Below are 16,411 nucleotides of genomic sequence, written 5' to 3'. Positions count from 1 at the left end.
ATCAGGAAGGGGAACGCCATGACCAACCCGATCGACGGTTTCACCGTCTCGAAGCAGGACATCTGGTATGTCGGCGAGGATCTTCAGCGTCCCGAATGCATCCTTGCCGAACCCGACGGCTCGCTCTGGTCGGCGGATGCGCGGGGCGGCGTGGTGCATATCCGGCCCGACGGCTCGCAGGCGCTGATCGCGCAGGCGCTCGACGACCGCTTCGGCGCGACCGGGGACGAGGCGCAGCGTTTCACGCAGGGCACGTTGCCCAACGGGCTGGCCTTCGATACCGACGGCTCGGTGCTGATCTCGAATTTCGGCACCGACCGGCTGGAACGGATGACCCGCGACGGACGCACCAGCGTGGTCCTGGACACGATCGACGGCACCCCGATCGGCAAGGTGAATTTCGTGCTGCGCGACCGGCAGGGCCGGATATGGCTGACGATCTCGACCCGGATCACCAACTGGATGGCGGCGATCAGCCCGAAGATCCGCGACGGCTATGTCGCCGTGCTGGACAATGACGGCGCGCGGATCGTCGCGGACGGGTTCATGTTCACCAACGAGATCCGCTTCGATGCGGCCGAGGAATGGCTCTATGTCGTCGAGACCTCGGCGCGGCGCATCACCCGGCTGAAGATCGGTGCGGGCGCAACCGTCGAGGCGCGCGAAACCTTCGGCCCCGAGGATACCGGCGGCTTCATCGACGGAATCGCCTTCGATGCTTACGGCAATCTGTGGGGCACGCATGTGATGTCCGACCGGGTCTTCGCGCTGACGCCCGAAGGCGAGTTTCGGGTGATCCTGGATGACGACAATCCCGGCCCCTCGGCAGCCCTCTACGAAGCCTTCGAACGCGACGCGCTGACCCCCAACCACATGCTGGCCTGCGGCGGCACGATCGCGCCGTGGTTCGCCTCGGTCACGTTCGGCGGGGCGGATCTGAAAACGGTATATATCGGCTCGCTCAGGGGCACGCGGATCCCGGCGTTTCGCAGCCCGGTCGCCGGTTTGCCGATGGCGCACTGGGCCGGGCGCGCCTGACCGCGCCCGCCGGATCCCGCGCCGGCACGACCGATGTGCCGCCGGGAACAGCGTTGCCGCGCAGTGTTCTGAAAAACTTTCCCTTTTGCCTCAATAGCTTTCGCCGCAGTGCGGCAACGCTTGCTTGATCTGTCGCCCCCGAACGCTAACATGGTCATCATACGCAAGTTTGTTCGGATCCGGTCGCGCGGTCGGGCGTTAGCAACATAGCGGCGCCGCGCAGGTCTTGAACCGCTCCGCTCCCGCCCCTGGCGGGTGAGGGCGTGTGCCCGGATGTCTGCAGACGCCGCAAGGCCCCTGCCCCGGCGTGGAGACGCCCAGATCGTGAGTGAACCAGTGTCAGAAGAAACACGTCCCGAGGAGCCAGCCATCAAGGATACCGTGTCCCGTTCCGCCCCCTCTTCCCCTTATGAGCGCCTGACGGTTCTGGGCGCCGGCAGCTGGGGCACCGCCCTGGCCATCGTTCTGGCCCGCAACGGGCGCAGGGTCCGGCTGTGGTCGCGCAGACCCGATCAGGCCGAGGCGATCAACGCCACGCGCGAGAATGCCGATTATCTGCCCGGTGTTCCGCTGCCCGCGGGCCTGACGGCGACATCCGATCTGGCCGACGCGCTAAGCGACACCGAAGCTGTCCTGATCGTCACCCCCTCGCCGACCCTGCGCCAGATGTGCCAGGCGATGGCGCCGCATTTGCCGAAGGGCGTGCCGATCGCGCTGGCCTGCAAGGGGGTCGAACGGGATACGGGCTATCTGTTGTCCGAGGTCGCGTCCGAGGAACTGCCCGGCCATGTCGTCGGCGCGGTCAGCGGCCCGACCTTTGCGCGCGAAACCGCGCTTGACCACCCGACCGCCGCGACCGTCGCCTTCCCCTTCCGCTACAAGGACCGGCTGCACCCGGAATCCAGCCCCGCCGCGCGGCTGGCGCTGTCGCTGTCGGGCGGGGGATTCCGGCCCTATGTGTCGGATGACCTGGTCGGCGTCGAAGTGGGCGGCGCGGTCAAGAACGTGATCGCCATCGCCTGCGGCATGATGTCGGGCGCGGGCTTTGCCGAGAATACCCGCGCCGCGCTGATCACCCGGGGCATCGACGAGATGAAGCTTCTGGCCCAGACCCTGGGCGGGCGGCGCGAGACCGTGACCGGCCTGTCGGGCGCGGGCGATCTGACGCTGACCTGTTCGTCCACCACCTCGCGCAACATGAGCCTTGGCACGCAGCTGGGTCAGGGCATCCCGCGCCCCAACTGCTTCGACGGCCGCCCGGTCGTGGTCGAGGGCGAGGTCAACGCCGTCTCGGTCACCGATCTGGCGCATCGGGTCAAGGTACCGATGCCGATCTGCGAGACGGTCCATGCCGTGCTGCACAAGGGCGCCGATCTGCAGGAAGCCTTCCGCGCGCTCTGGGCCCGCCCGATCGAGGCCGAGCCCTTCGCGCTGGACCTGTCGCTGGCCCATCCCGCCCCCAACCTTCCGCTGCCTTTCGGAGCGAGCTGAGACATGAACGTACATACCGAACCGCGCCCCGCCATCGCCGCGCGCCGCTTCACGCTGGCGACCGATCTGGACGGCACCTTCCTGGGTGGCAGCGATGTCGACCGCGCCACGCTGTATGGCTGGATCGAGCAAAACCGCGATTCGGTCGGGCTGATCTTCGTCACCGGCCGCGACCCGGAATTCATCATGGAAATGTGCCGCGAGCGCGGCCTGCCCTGGCCCGAATACGTTGTGGGTGACGTGGGCACGACGATTGCCGAGGTGCAGCCCGACGGCTCCATCGCGCCGATCGAGGCTCTGGAAGAGGACATCGCCCAACGCTGGGGCGACAAGGGCGGCGATGTGCGCGCGGCACTGGATGGCCATCCGGGGCTGGCATTGCAGCCCACCGATTTCCGCTACCGCGTCAGCTATGACCTGACGCCGTCCTCCTATGACGCCACAGCCGAGGCGCGGGTCGAGGCGCTGGGGCTCGACTGGCTGATCTCGGACAACAGGTTTTTCGACGTGCTGCCCAAGGGCGTGTCCAAGGGACCGTCGATCCGCCGGCTGGTCGAGCATCTGGGCATCCCCGAGGGCCGCGTGCTGTGCGCGGGCGACACGCTCAACGACCTGTCGATGCTGGCCTCGGGGCTGAACGCGGTGGCGGTCGGCAATTCCGAGCCGCTTCTGGTTCATCAGCTCGACGGCGTGGACAGCGTCTATCACGCCAAGGCCCATGGCGCGGCCGGCATCCTGGAAGCCATCGACGCGCTTTCGCTTCACGACATCCCCAAGGGAGCCTGACATGTCCTCCAATCTTGTGATCGTCTACCACCGCCAGCCTTATGAAGAGGTCGAGGTCGACGGGAAGATCGAGTACCATGAGAACAAAAGCCCCAACGGCATCGTGCCGACGCTGAAAAGCTTCTTCGGACGGTTCGACAAGGGGGCTTGGGTCGCGTGGAAACATGCCGAAGACCCCTCGAACCCCGATTTCGAGCGGGTGATCGAGATCGACGACCAATACGGCAAATACACCGTGACCCGGCTGCCGCTGACACCCGAACAGGTAACGAGCTTTTACCATATCTCGTCGAAAGAGGCCTTCTGGCCGATCCTGCACGGCTTCAAGGAACGCTACAATTACGACCCCGTCGATTGGCCCACCTTCCGCGAGGTGAACTGGGCCTTCGCCGAAGCCGCCGCCGCCGAGGCGGCCGAGGGCGCGGTGGTCTGGGTGCACGACTACAATCTGTGGCTGGTGCCGGGCTATCTGCGCACGCTGCGGCCGGATGTGAAGATCAGCTTCTTCCACCACACGCCCTTCCCCTCGGCCGACATGTTCAACGTGCTGCCTTGGCGCAAGGAGATCCTTGAAAGCCTGCTCGCCTGCGACGTCGTGGGCTTCCACATCCCGCGCTATGCCAACAACTTCGTCTCGGCCGCGCGCTCGCTTCTGGAAGTCGAGACGCTCAAGCGCGAGAAGGTCCATGACGAACTCTCGGCGCAGACCACGGCCCTGTCCGAGCAATCGGTCGTCACCGAGATCGGGTACGAGGGCCGGGTCATCCGGCTGCAGGCCAGCGCGGTCGGCGTCGATGTCGATTACATCGAAAAGGTCGCCACCAGCGCCGAAACCGCCGAGCGTCTGGCGCGCATCAAGGAAGAGCTGGGCGAGCGCAAGCTGATCCTGTCGGTCGGCCGCACCGACTACACCAAGGGCGGGATCGAACAGCTGCAAAGCTTCGAGCGGCTGATGGAGGCCCGGCCCGACCTGCGCGGCAAGATCCGGCTGATGCATGTCTCGGCGGCGGCGAACGCCAACATGACGGCCTATGAAGAGATCCAGCACGATCTCGAGCATCTGGCCGGCATGATCAACGGGCGCTACGGGACCTTCGACTGGCAGCCCGTCTCGCTGATCTCGCGCCCGGTCCCGTTCCGCGATCTGGTCGCCTATTATCAGGCCGCCGACGTGGCGTGGATCACGCCCCTGGCCGACGGGATGAACCTTGTGTGCAAGGAATATTGCGCGGCGCGGATGGATAATGACGGCGTGCTGGTTCTGTCGGAATTCGCGGGCGCGGCGGTCGAGCTGGGTTTCGCCGTCCATACCAACCCGTTCTCGCACAAATCCATGGATCAGGGGATCCAGTATGCGCTGTCCCTGCCGGATACCGAGCGGCATGGCCGCATGAAGGCCAACCGCGAGATCGTGCGCCGCCACGACGTGCGCTTCTGGGCCGAGGACCAGATGAAGGCGTTCGGCCATGACATGACGTCGGACAGCTGGGCGGCGGGCTGACCCGGGACAACGGCCGGCCCGCCAAGACAACACCCCCGGCCTTGCGGCGCGGGGGTGTTTTTCTGGCGTGACGGGTTTCCGGGGGGAACGGCCCGCAGGGCCCGTGGGGGGCAGAGCCCCCCTTCCGGTCGCCCGAGACCTCGGCGCCGGAGGCGGCGCGGGCAAGGGCGAAACCGCTCACCCGTCCCGCGCGGACCCGCTCAGCCGATACGGCCGGTAATATAGGCCTCGGTCTGCTTTTCCTTCGGATTGACGAAGATCTGCTCGGTCTCGCCGTACTCGATCAGCTTGCCCAGGTGGAAGAACGCGGTCTTCTGCGACACGCGGGCGGCCTGCTGCATCGAGTGGGTGACGATGATGATCGTGTATTGCTCGCGCAGCTCGTGGATCAGGTCCTCGACGATCGACGTGGCAATCGGGTCGAGCGCCGAGCAGGGCTCGTCCATCAGGATCACTTCGGGCCCCGTGGCGATGGTGCGGGCGATGCACAGACGCTGCTGCTGGCCGCCCGACAGCCCGGTGCCCGGCTGGTCCAGACGGTCCGAGACCTCTTTCCACAGCCCCGCCTTCTTCAGCGAGCTTTCGACCAGCGCATCGGTTTCGGCCTTGGACTTGACCAGACCGTGGATGCGCGGGCCATAGGCGATGTTGTCGTAGATGGATTTCGGGAACGGGTTGGGCTTCTGGAACACCATCCCCACCCGCGCGCGCAGTTCCACAACGTCCAGAGCGGGATCGTGGATATCCTCGCCGTCGATGGTGATCTCGCCGCCGACGCGGCAGCCCTCGATCGTGTCGTTCATCCGGTTGAAGCAGCGCAGGAAGGTCGATTTCCCGCAGCCCGACGGACCGATGAAGGCGGTGACGGATTTCTCGGGCACGTCCATCGACACGCCGAAGATCGCCTGTTTCTCGCCGTAATGGACGGTGACGTCCCGGGCCGAGATCCGGCTTTCCGCGCCCGCGCTCGATGCCGGGGCCGAGGGGACGATGCGGTTTGCGCCCATGGGCGAGGTATCGGAGGTCGCGTTCATGTCAGGCTTTCCTTTCCAGGCGGCCGCGCAGCCAGATGGCCAGGGCGTTCAGAACGATCATCAGGGCCAGCAGCACGATGATAGCCGCGAAAGTGCGTTCTTCGAAGAAATTGCGGTTCTCGTTGCCCTGCCACAGGTAGATCTGCACGGGCAGAGCGGCGGATTGATCCATCGGCGTGGCCGGGACATTGGCCACGAAGGCGTTCATGCCGATCAGCAGAAGCGGCGCGGTCTCGCCCAGCGCCTGCGCGACCCCCAGGATCGAGGCGGTCAGGATGCCGGGATAGGTGACGGGCAGGACGTGGTGGAACACCATCTGCGTCTTCGACGCACCGATCCCCAAAGCCGCCTGCCGCAGCGAGGGCGGCACCGCGCGCAAGGCCGAGCGCGTGGCGATGATCACCGTGGGCAGCGTCATCAGCGTCAGCACCAGACCACCGACCACCGGCGCCGACAGCGGCAGGTGGAAGATGTTGATGAACACCGCAGCCCCCAGCAGGCCGAAGACGATGGACGGCACCGCGGCAAGGTTGTTGATATTCACCTCGATCAGGTCGGTGAACGGGTTCTTCGGCGCGAATTCCTCGAGATAGATGGCCGAGGACACGCCGATCGGCACCGCCAGCAGGATCACCACCAGCATCATGTAGAACGAGCCCACGAAGGCACCGGCCAGACCGGCGGAAGCGGGCGACGAGCGGCTGTCGACATTGGTGAAGATGTGCCAGGCAAAGGCCCGGTGAACGATGCCCGCCTCTTCCAGCCGGTCGATCGCGTCGCGCGCCGGGCGGCTGAGCTGCTGGCGGTCGTCTGGCAGGTCGCGCGACAGCTTGCCCTTGGCCCAGTTATCGCCATCCGCGGACAGCAGAAGCTGCATCTCGCGCCGTTCGCCAATGATCGCGGGATCGGCCAGCACCATGTCGCGCAGCACGAAACGCGCCCCGGAATCGATGATGGACTGCGCCGAGCGGGCGTCGATCTCGGTGTCGGCCCCGGCCTCGGCCAGCGCGCCCTCGACCGAGGCCACCAGGATGCGGTTCCAGTTCACCATCGCCAGACGGCGCTGCCAGCCCAGCATCTCGGCCTGGAAATCGGCCTCGGACTGCCCGGCCTGATGCACCGGGACGTCGGGCACATTGATGACCTCGGGGTCGAAATAGACCTCGGCGTCGACGTTGTACTGCCAGAAGGCGGGCAGGCCGTTGGTCAGGATATTGCCGAACAGCACCGCGACGAAGGCCATCGCCGCCAGTACCGAGCCAAGGCCCAGAAGCTTGAAGCGTTGCTCGGCGCGGTTGCGGCGCGAGAGCGAGTTGCGGACCTGCGCGCGACGGCGGGTATTGGCCTCGGCCTCGGTTTCCAGGATCTCGGTCATTCGTATTGCTCCCGGTATTTCCGCACGATGGCCAGCGCGCCGATATTCAGCATGAGGGTGATGACGAACAGCGTCAGGCCCAGCGCGAAGGCGACCAGCGATTGCGGCGAGGCGAAATCGGCGTCGCCGGTCAGGGCGGTTACGATGGTCACGGTAAAGGTCGAGACGGGTTCGGTCGGGTCAAACCGCAGGATCGGCGCGTTACCGGCAGCCAGCACGACGATCATCGTCTCGCCGATGGCGCGGCTGACGGCCAGCAGGATGGCACCGACGATCCCCGGCAGCGCGGCGGGCACGATGACCATGCGGATGGTTTCCGACTTCGTCGCGCCCAGCCCCAGCGAGCCGTCGCGCATCGCGCGCGGCACCTGCCGGATGATGTCGTCGGACAGCGAGCTGATGAAGGGGATGATCATGATCCCCATCACGATCCCCGCCGTCAGGGCCGAGGTCGCGTTGATATCAAGCCCGATCATCTCGCCGAATCCGGCGAGCGCGGGACCGACGGTGACCAGCGCGAAGAAACCGTAGACGATGGTCGGGATGCCGGCCAGCACCTCGATCACCGGCTTGATGACATTGCGCAGCCGGGGCGAGGCATATTGCGTGAGCCAGATGGCCGACATCAGCCCGACGGGCAGCGCCACCAGCATCGCGATCGCCGAGATCATGATCGTCCCGACCAGGAGCGGCAGCATTCCGTAGCTGCCCGAAGCCTCGTTCGAGGTGGTCGAATAGCCGGGGTTCCAGACCGTGCCGAAGAAGAAATCGACCGGCGAGACATAGGTGAAGAAGCGGATCGTCTCGGTCACCAGCGACAGGACGATACCGATCGTGGTCAGGATGGCCACGACCGAGCAGAAGATCAGCACCGTCTTGATGACGGTTTCCACATGGTTGCGCGCGCGCAGCCGCGGGCTGAGCCGGGCGCGCATCACCAGAAGGCAGGCGATGCCGACCAGCGCACCCAGCGCCACGATGCTGAGCCGCAGGATGGTCATGAACCGCGCGAGGCCTTCGCCCGCTTCGGTTTCCCACGCCGCGACCTCGCCCGCGACGCCGAAGCCCGAGGCGATGTTGCGCAGCCGGGAGGCGGCGCTGGCATAGTCGGTCGTCCCGGGCAGGATGTCGGCGGGAAGTTGACGGGCGATGTACCAGTCCTGGATCATGCCCGAGGTCACGACCCAGATCAGAAGGACGAGCAGCAGCGGCACCGTGGCCCAGAGCGCCAGAAAGGCGCCGTGATATTGCGGTCGGCTGTGCAGACGGGAGGCGCCTGACAGGGCGCGGCTACGGGAAACGCCCTGTTGATAGGCGACGCCCATCAGGATCAGGGCAAGGGCGGCGATCAGGACGCTGGTCATGCGCGCGGCTTCACATCTGGGGCAAGGGAATGGCGCCCCGGAGGATTCCGGGGCGCCATCGTCACAGGCTGGCCATTACTGGCTGACGGTCACGCCGTTCATGAAGTTCTCCAGAACTTCGGCGGTTTCTTCGGCGGGCGCCGGGATCATGCCGGCTTCTTCCAGACGGCCACCGGCACCGGCCATGGCGTCCGACAGGAAGAACTGGACGTATTCCTCGATGCCGGGGATGACGCCGATATGCTCGCCCTTCACGTAGAAGAACAGCGGGCGCGAAACCGGGTATTCGCCCGACGCGACGGTTTCCAGCGAGGGCGTGACGCCCGACATGGTGGCGACGCGCAGGGTGTCGGTGTTCTGCTCGTAGAAGGACAGGCCGAACACGCCGACGGTGTTGGCATCCGACGACAGGCGGGCCAGCGTCTCGGTGTAGTCGCCGGCGATCTCGATCACGTTATCCTGACGCAGTTCGCCGCAGACTTCGTGGTCGGTGTCTTCGCCCATGACGGCTTCACAGCCCGGGAAGATGACTTTCTCTTCGAACACTTCGCGGGTGCCGTGGTTCGAGGCGGGGATCGCCATCATGATCGGCTGTTCGGGCAGCGAGGGGTCGATATCCGACCACAGGGTCGGCGCTTCGGTGCCTTCGGGCAGGTTCGCGGCGATCGCCTGGTAGACGAATTGCGGCTCCAGCACGAATTCCGGGCCTTCGGCGGCCGAAGCGAAGACGATGCCGTCATAGCCGATGCGGATCTCGCGGATGTCGCTTACACCGGCGGCGGCGCAGGCTTCGATTTCCGAGCTGCGGATCGCGCGCGAGGCATTGGCGATGTCGATGGTTTCCGGGCCGACACCGGCGCAGAACTGGCGCAGACCGCCCGACGAACCTCCCGAAGCGACGACCGGGGTTTCGAATTCGGGGAACATCTGGCCGAATTCCTCGGCCACGATCGAGGCGAAGGGCAGCACGGTCGACGAGCCGGCGATCTGGATGTTGGTGCGGCTCTGCGCGAAGGCGGGCGCGGCGACCATGACACCGGCGGCAGCGATGATCGCGAGGCGGCTCGTGGTTTTGACGAACATAAGGTTCACTCCTGGGTCGGTTCGGGGTCCAGCCCCTCTTTTGAGGCTGTGCACCGGGTACGCCCGTTGCATGACGCTTCTGTCACGTCTGCATGACACTTCTGTAACAGGCACCGGTCCTCGGCACGCAAAACACGCCGAGGGCCGCGGCGGATCTGCGCGCGGCCCCGGCAAGATGCCCCGTTATCAGAAGGTTAAAGCGACAGCTCCGAGGCCCAGGGCGGATTGGCCCCTGCCCGGCTGACCGTGACCGCCGCCGCCGCGGCGCCGGTCTTCAACGCGCGGGTCAGGGCCGATTCGCCGATCTGCGGCAGTGAGTCGCGACTCAGCACGCCCTGGTCGCGCAGGCTGGCCAGCACGCCCGCGTTGAACGTATCGCCCGCGCCGACCGTGTCGATCACGCTGACACGCCGCGCGGGTTCGAAAACCCGGCCCCGGCGCGTGACCGCCGTGGCGCCCACCCCGCCATCCGTCAGGAACACGACCGATGTCGCGCCCTTTAGAAGACGCGCGACATAGGCCTCTCCGTCCCCGCGCGCGAGCCAGTCGAGATCCTCGAGCGAGATCTTCACAATATCGGCCCGCGCCAGCATCCGGTCGAGCCGGGCGCGATAGGCGCTTTCATCCCGGATGAAGCCGGGGCGGATATTGGGGTCGACCATCGTCACATGCCCGTCGCGCGCGGCGCGGGTCATCAACCCCTCATAGGTGGTGCCGCAGGGCTCGACCACCAGCGAGATCCCCCCGAAGAACAGCGCCTGAGGCTTGAGCGCACTCAGCGCGTCGGGCAGATCCCCGGGCGACAGCATCCGCCCGGCGGTATTCTCGTCGTAGAAGGCATAGGTGGCGTGACCGTCCACCAGCCGCACGAAAGCCAGCGTGCAGGGCCGGTCCGAGGTCACACAAAGCGCGGTATCGACCTGCGAGGCCGTCAGCCTGTCGCGCAGCATGTCGCCGAAGAAATCCGCGCTCAGCCCCGACAGGAAGCGGGTGGGCGCGCCCAGCCGGCCCAGCGCGATGGCGGTGTTGAACACCGCGCCGCCGGGATGCGGCACGAAGCCGCCGGCCGCGTCGGGCAGCATGTCGATCAGGGCTTCCCCACAACACAGGATCATCGGCTCTCCCCCTCTCGCAGATGGGCGGCACAGAAGCGCGAAACCGCCGTCCTGTCAATAAATAACACTTGTTGATTTATCTGCCGCCGGGCACCGGATCGCGGGGCTGACGGATCACCACATCGGCGGCGTGCGAGCATTGCTGCGCCAGCCGGGCATTGGGCAGATCGTTGACCATCGCCCGCGCGCGGGCCGCCGATTGTTCGAATCCGTGCCCCTGCCAGCGGCGGATCAGCCGCGTTGTCAGCACCTTTTCATCGACATCGAGCCAGACGCTGGCATTCCAGAACGCCGCCAGCGCGTCCCAGGGGCGGTGATCGAGCAGCAGGTAATTGCCTTCGACCACGATGACCCGGGCCTCGGGCGGGATCTCGCGCGCGGCGGCGCGCGACAGGTCCAGGTCGCGGTCGAAAACCGGCACGCAGACCGGGCCGTCATCGGCCCTGAGCCGCTGCAGATCGCGCAGCATTCCGTCCACATCGAAGGTCCAGGGAGCCCCCTTGCGCCGCCGCCAATGGCCGGAATCCCCGCGCTGGTCCAGCACCGCATTGTCCAGGTGATAGCCGTCCATCGGCATGACCGCCGCCCCGCAATCCAGCGCGTGGCCCAACCCCTGCGCCAGCGCGTCGGCCAGCATGGACTTGCCGCTGGCGGGAGGCCCGGCAAGGGCCACGAACACCCGGCCCTGGGGCGCCCCGAGACGCGCCAGAACCTGCGCGACGATCAATTCCACATCCATGCGGCCCCTCCCCCGAGCCTGTGTGACCGGCTCCTTGAGCCTTCATACACGGCGCAGAGCGGCTCTCGCCAGATCGGACCCGACCGGAGCGTCGCGGATCAGACCGAAAGGCCCGACAGATGCTCGCGCAGCGACCTGTCCAGAATGCGCCGCCATTGCGCGCGACGCCGCGAATGCACGTCCTCCGAGACCGGCCCGATCGCCTGATGCGACAGTTTCAGCCGCGAGCCCGTTTCAAGATCGGTCAGGTCGAAATGGACCCGCCCGGCAACCACGCCGTTCACGCCGAACCAGCCGCTGAGGTAGAGCCGCCGGTCGGGTTCGACCAGATCGACCACCGCCCAGATCGCCGCCTGACCGCCGGGCGCCTCTTCGACCAGCGGCGCGCCCAGTTGCGCGGTCAGGGACAAATGCCCCTCGGGTCCGATGACGCGCTCATCGACGGGCCACCAGGCATCCAGACCCAGCGTCAGGGCGGCAAAAACGCCGGCGGCGGCTACCGGGTATTCATGCTCTTGCCGGATATCCAGCCCCGGCACGCCATGACCGATCATCGTGACCTCGAATCGTAAAGGCAGGTCGCCCGGACCTGCACGCGTCTGTCAAAAATCCCCTGAACCCGAAAACACAAAGAGCGTAGGACGGTTTCACGGCTTATCAACCGCGCCACGCTGCTTTTCTGCCGTGATGAAATCAGCGACCCAGGATCTGGCGCAATAAGATGCCGCCCCGGCGCATGAATTCCGACTGCGCCAGTTGCCCGGCCCGGACCCTGCCGGGAAAGGTGGCAGATTGTCGCAGCAGGGCATCGCTGCGCCAGCCCGCGCGCAAAGCCGGACGCACAGCACGCGGCAGCGCCTTCAGTGCCCCTCGTTCCGCCCGCAGCCTGTCGCGCATCCCGCCCGCCAGCCGGGCGATGCTGTCGGCATCGTCCTGCGGAAGCGCCCGGCGCCCCGCCGCTTCGATCTGAGGCACGGCCAGCAGATAATTGGCCAGCCCCTGCGCCTGCCCCGCGACGCGGGCCGCCCGGCTGTCGGGTCCGCCCAGCGCCCGCACGCTTGCCACCATCAGGGCACCGGACGTCGCGTCCAGAAAACGCAACAGCGCGGCCTCGTCCGGGAACGGGGCCTGCGTGCCGATCTCGGCCTCGCGCGCGTCGATCATCTCGGCCAGCGGCGCCGGATCGAGGCCCGCGCGCACCAGCGCCTGCAACGGGGCCGCGACCTCGTGCGCCTTGTGTTCTTCCAGATCCAGCACGTCGCGCCAGAATTGCAGCCGCATCTGCGCTATGATCGGCTCTTTCGTCACCCAGGGGGCGCGGGCGACTTCAAGATTGAACGCATAGAGCACGAAGAGCGGCCCCCGCGCCGCCACCGGCGCCGCCATGGCCGCTAGGAAACGGTCGGGGTCGCCCTTTTGAACAAGGGCCGCACAGGCGTTGATTTGCGGGGCTGTCAGAGCGGGCGCGTCCATCAGAGCGCCATAGCGCGGCGCAGGCGCGATGGCCAGAGTCTCAGTCTGTGCCCATAAAGTCGATGACGCGTTGCAGCGTCTCGGGATCGTCGACCACCGACAGATGCGTGGCCCCGGTCAGCGCGTAGTCCCCGCGATCCGTGATGGCCGCGAAGGTCGGCTCGTAGGCCTCGGCCACAAAGGCCTCGTCCCGCGCGCCCGCGATCAGCAGGAAGGGCGGCAGCGCGGCGATATCGGCCTGCCAGTCCCGGCGCGGGGCGAAGCCGGTATTCAGGCGATAGGAATAGGCCCGCGTCGCGGTCTCTCCCAGCGGCCCGTCCAGCACCGAGGACGGAAAGCGGAACTGGATCACGGTCAGGTGGTTCAGCGCCGTGACATGCGCCATGTTCAGCATCGACAGCCCGATCACCCGCCGCGTCAGCACATGCGCCCAGCCGCCCGAAGCGGGCCGCGCGGTCGGCGCGTCGTATTGCACGAAAGGCGCCAGCAGCACCGCGCGGTCGATCATCGCGCCGTGCTCTCCGCCGGCAAAGCGGATGACCAGCCCCCCGCCCGAGGAATGGCCCAGCATCACGACGCTCTGCCCCGCGCGCGCGGTCCGGGTGATGAGATCGGCGAGATCGTCCTCGAACTGGCCGATGTAATCCACATCCCCGCGCCGCTGCGGGTCGGGGCCGTGACCGCGCAGATCGGGCGCGATCACGTCGATCCCCGCTTCAGCCAGGGCCGGCCCGAGACCCGCGAACTGCGCCGAATGCCAGCCCGAACCGTGCACCGCCACCAGAAGCGGCGCGTCGTCGCGCCCTGACAGCCATTGCCGGTAGCCCAGCCCGGTCCCGTCGCGCGCCGTGTAAGCCTGAAGCTCGGGCAGTTCCGCGCGCTGCAAAACCGAGAAATCCAGCCCCTCCCCCTCGGCCCTCAGATCGCGCTGGGGCCGGTCGCTGGCGATCAGACCCAGCGCCAGCGTTGCGGGAATGGCCACGCACAAAGCGGCAGAGACGGCAATCTTGGCAAGCAAACTCATTCAGGCTCCACGACAACGAGTCGGTAATCGTAACTGTCGCCGTGCAGTTTCCAGCAATTGATCTCGGATTTGAAGGCTTCGACCAGCGCTTGGTCGCGCTCATTGGCCAGCTGCGCTTCGAGCGGCTCGTAATAGGCGGCCCAGCCGGCCCGTCCGACCCAGCGCGCGCCGAGAACCCGCCAGCCCGCCTGCGCGATCTCGTCCTCCAGCGCGTCGCAATCGGACAGCGTCACCCCCTCGCTGGCGAAGAAATCGACCACCGCCTGCGGGCGCTCCATGCCGGTCCAGCGCAGGTCCGAGAACGCGACCCGCCCCCCCGGGGCCAGATGCGGTCGCCATGCCGACAGCGCCGCCGCGACGCCCGTGTTATAGACCGCGCCCGCCGACCAGATCAGGTCATAAGGCCCGGGCGGCGGCACCAGCATGTCGCCCGCGACCGCCTCGGCCTGCGGGTATTTCCCGGCAACCACGTCGATGAAGGCTTCGGCCGCATCGAGCGCCACCACCCGCCCCCGCGGCACCGCATGGATCAGCGTCCCGGTATCCGCCCCGGTGCCGCAGCCCGCATCCAGCACCCGCGCATCGGCGGGCGTCTGCGCCACATCGAGCGCCCAGCGCAGGCTTTCGGCGTCGCCCGGCCCGGCGCGGTCGAGGGTGAGGAAAAGGTCGATGATGGACATGGCGGCTCCTGTTCGTTCGCGCGGGTCAAGACATAGCGCAATCGCTGCTCGGGGCACGCCCCGGCCACCCGTCACATCTGCGGCTCGACCCCGTCGCGCAACAGCTTCCAGCGGATCGCGTCCAGCAACGCGGTAAAGGACGCGTCCACGATGTTCGGGCTCACCCCCACCGTCGACCAGCGCTGACCCTTGCCGTCCTCGCTGTCGATGATGACGCGGGTCACGGCCTCGGTCCCGCCCTGCGTGATCCGCACGCGGAAATCGACCAGCTTCATGTCGTCGATCGACGCCTGGTACGGCCCCAGATCCTTCGCCAGCGCCTTGGACAGCGCGTTGACCGGGCCCCGGTCGGTGCCGCTTTCATCGACGCTTTCGCTGACCGACAGCGTCTTGGTGTCGCCGATCTTCACCACGACCACAGCCTCGGAGACGCTGACCATCTGGTCATAGCGGTTCTTGCGCCGCTCGACCGTGACGCGGTAGCGCTTGATCTCGAAGAAACGCGGCAGAAGGCCCAGCTGCTCGCGCGCCAGCAGATCGAACGAGGCCTGGGCGCCGTCATAGGCATAGCCCTGATCCTCGCGCAGCTTGACCTCGTCCAGGATCTGCGCCAGCCGCGGATCGCCCGCCGCAACCTCGATCCCCGCCGCCTGCAGCCGCGCGCGCAGATTCGACTGCCCGGCCTGGTTCGACATCGGGATGAGCCGGGTATTGCCGACCCATTCGGGGGCGATATGCTCGTAGGTGGTCGGGTCCTTCAGGATCGCGCTGGCATGCAGCCCCGCCTTGTGGGCAAAGGCCGACGCCCCGACATAGGGCGCCGAACGCAGCGGCACCCGGTTCAGGATATCGTCGAGCTTGCGCGACAGCCGCACAAGGCCCGTCAGCCCCTCGCGCGTGACGCCGGTCTCATAGGCACTGGCATAGGGTTCCTTCAGCAACAGCGTCGGGATCAGGCTGGTCAGGTTGGCGTTGCCGCAACGCTCGCCCAGACCGTTGAGCGTCCCCTGGATCTGCCGCGCGCCCGCATCGACCGCCGCCAGCGAACAGGCCACCGCATTGCCGGTATCGTCGTGACAATGGATGCCCAGCCGCTCGCCCGGTATGCCCGCAGCGATCACCTCGCTCACGATGCGCCCGACCTCGGCGGGCAAGGTGCCGCCATTGGTGTCGCACAGGACCACCCAGCGCGCGCCCGCCTCGTAAGCCGCCTTGCAGCAGGACAGCGCGTAACCGGGACTGGCCCGGTAGCCGTCGAAGAAATGCTCGGCATCGAACAGCGCCTCGCGCCCCTGCGCGACCATATGCGCGACCGAGGCGCGGATATTCTCCAGGTTTTCCTCAAGCGTGATGCCCAGGGCCGTTGTGACGTGGAAATCATGCGTCTTCCCCACCAGGCAGACCGCGCGCGTGCCCGCATTCATCACCGCCGCCAGCACCTCGTCATTCCCGGCCGAGCGCCCGGCGCGCTTGGTCATGCCGAAGGCGGTGAAGGTGGCGCGCAGATCGGGCCTGGCCTCGAAGAACTCGCTGTCGGTCGGGTTCGCACCCGGCCAGCCGCCTTCGATGTAGTCCACGCCCAGCTCGTCGAGCGCGGCGGCAATCACCCGCTTCTCGGGGGTCGAGAACTGCACCCCCTGCGTCTGCTGCCCGTCGCGCAGGGTGGTGTCATAGAGATAGAGCCGCTCGGTCACGCCGCACCCCCTTT

The 16,411-nt window shown here is 67.0% G+C and carries 15 protein-coding genes; 4 read left to right on the top strand and 11 right to left on the bottom strand.

Translation table 11 applies throughout. The features are described from left to right. The first annotated feature begins 18 nt into the window (after positions 1-18). The 4 genes from C4N9_RS09505 to ggpS all read left to right on the top strand — a co-directional run bounded on the left by C4N9_RS09505 (position 19) and on the right by ggpS (position 4,816). Positions 19-1,038 (top strand): SMP-30/gluconolactonase/LRE family protein, encoded by a 1,020-nt coding sequence (locus C4N9_RS09505; protein ID WP_245902505.1) that lies wholly within the window; start codon positions 19-21, stop codon positions 1,036-1,038. A 381-nt stretch (positions 1,039-1,419) separates the two neighbouring features. Beyond that, entirely contained in the window at positions 1,420-2,529 is a 1,110-nt protein-coding gene (locus C4N9_RS09500) for an NAD(P)H-dependent glycerol-3-phosphate dehydrogenase (protein ID WP_245902504.1), read from the top strand. A 3-nt stretch (positions 2,530-2,532) separates the two neighbouring features. Beyond that, on the top strand, positions 2,533-3,315 hold the full coding sequence (locus C4N9_RS09495; protein ID WP_109533090.1) for an HAD-IIB family hydrolase: 783 nt from the start codon (positions 2,533-2,535) through the stop codon (positions 3,313-3,315). Between the two features lies 1 nt (position 3,316). Beyond that, positions 3,317-4,816, top strand: a complete 1,500-nt coding sequence (gene ggpS / locus C4N9_RS09490; RefSeq protein WP_109533089.1) for a glucosylglycerol-phosphate synthase — start codon at positions 3,317-3,319, stop codon at positions 4,814-4,816. 200 nt (positions 4,817-5,016) lie between these two features. Here ggpS and pstB read toward each other — a convergent pair whose 3' ends face one another. The 11 genes from pstB to cimA form a co-directional block, all read right to left on the bottom strand. After that, complete coding sequence (pstB, locus tag C4N9_RS09485) at positions 5,017-5,823, bottom strand: phosphate ABC transporter ATP-binding protein PstB (protein WP_109533279.1); 807 nt, start codon at positions 5,821-5,823, stop codon at positions 5,017-5,019. Positions 5,824-5,851: 28 nt separating this feature from the next. Further along, entirely contained in the window at positions 5,852-7,225 is a 1,374-nt protein-coding gene (gene pstA, locus C4N9_RS09480) for a phosphate ABC transporter permease PstA (protein ID WP_109533088.1), read from the bottom strand. After that, on the bottom strand, positions 7,222-8,589 hold the full coding sequence (gene pstC, locus C4N9_RS09475) for a phosphate ABC transporter permease subunit PstC (RefSeq protein ID WP_109533087.1): 1,368 nt from the start codon (positions 8,587-8,589) through the stop codon (positions 7,222-7,224). The genes pstA and pstC overlap by 4 nt, the downstream gene beginning before the upstream one ends. Positions 8,590-8,664: 75 nt before the next feature. Next, positions 8,665-9,672, bottom strand: a complete 1,008-nt coding sequence (locus C4N9_RS09470) for a PstS family phosphate ABC transporter substrate-binding protein (protein ID WP_109533086.1) — start codon at positions 9,670-9,672, stop codon at positions 8,665-8,667. 194 nt (positions 9,673-9,866) lie between these two features. Next, positions 9,867-10,787: a carbohydrate kinase family protein gene (locus C4N9_RS09465; RefSeq protein ID WP_109533085.1), complete on the bottom strand. Its 921-nt coding sequence runs from the start codon at positions 10,785-10,787 to the stop codon at positions 9,867-9,869. Positions 10,788-10,863: 76 nt separating this feature from the next. After that, positions 10,864-11,526, bottom strand: a complete 663-nt coding sequence (locus tag C4N9_RS09460) for a nucleoside/nucleotide kinase family protein (protein WP_109533084.1) — start codon at positions 11,524-11,526, stop codon at positions 10,864-10,866. Between the two features lie 98 nt (positions 11,527-11,624). Further along, positions 11,625-12,080 (bottom strand): SRPBCC family protein, encoded by a 456-nt coding sequence (locus C4N9_RS09455; protein ID WP_109533083.1) that lies wholly within the window; start codon positions 12,078-12,080, stop codon positions 11,625-11,627. A gap of 139 nt (positions 12,081-12,219) precedes the next feature. Next, positions 12,220-12,999, bottom strand: coding sequence for a squalene/phytoene synthase family protein (locus tag C4N9_RS09450; protein ID WP_109533082.1), 780 nt, complete (start codon positions 12,997-12,999; stop codon positions 12,220-12,222). Positions 13,000-13,039: 40 nt separating this feature from the next. Then, the gene (locus tag C4N9_RS09445; RefSeq protein WP_109533081.1) at positions 13,040-14,023 is read right to left on the bottom strand and encodes an alpha/beta fold hydrolase; all 984 of its coding nucleotides are present in this window, start codon (positions 14,021-14,023) and stop codon (positions 13,040-13,042) included. Then, the gene (locus C4N9_RS09440; protein WP_109533080.1) at positions 14,020-14,703 is read right to left on the bottom strand and encodes a class I SAM-dependent methyltransferase; all 684 of its coding nucleotides are present in this window, start codon (positions 14,701-14,703) and stop codon (positions 14,020-14,022) included. The genes C4N9_RS09445 and C4N9_RS09440 overlap by 4 nt, the downstream gene beginning before the upstream one ends. Before the next feature lie 71 nt (positions 14,704-14,774). After that, on the bottom strand, positions 14,775-16,397 hold the full coding sequence (cimA, locus tag C4N9_RS09435) for a citramalate synthase (RefSeq protein ID WP_168192185.1): 1,623 nt from the start codon (positions 16,395-16,397) through the stop codon (positions 14,775-14,777). Between the last annotated feature and the right edge of the window lie 14 nt (positions 16,398-16,411).

This window comes from Pararhodobacter marinus (assembly GCF_003122215.1).
Classification (GTDB): Bacteria; Pseudomonadota; Alphaproteobacteria; order Rhodobacterales; family Rhodobacteraceae; genus Pararhodobacter; species Pararhodobacter marinus.
The sequence above is the reverse complement of the archived record's forward strand: the minus strand, read 5'-3'. Positions and strand labels throughout refer to the sequence as shown.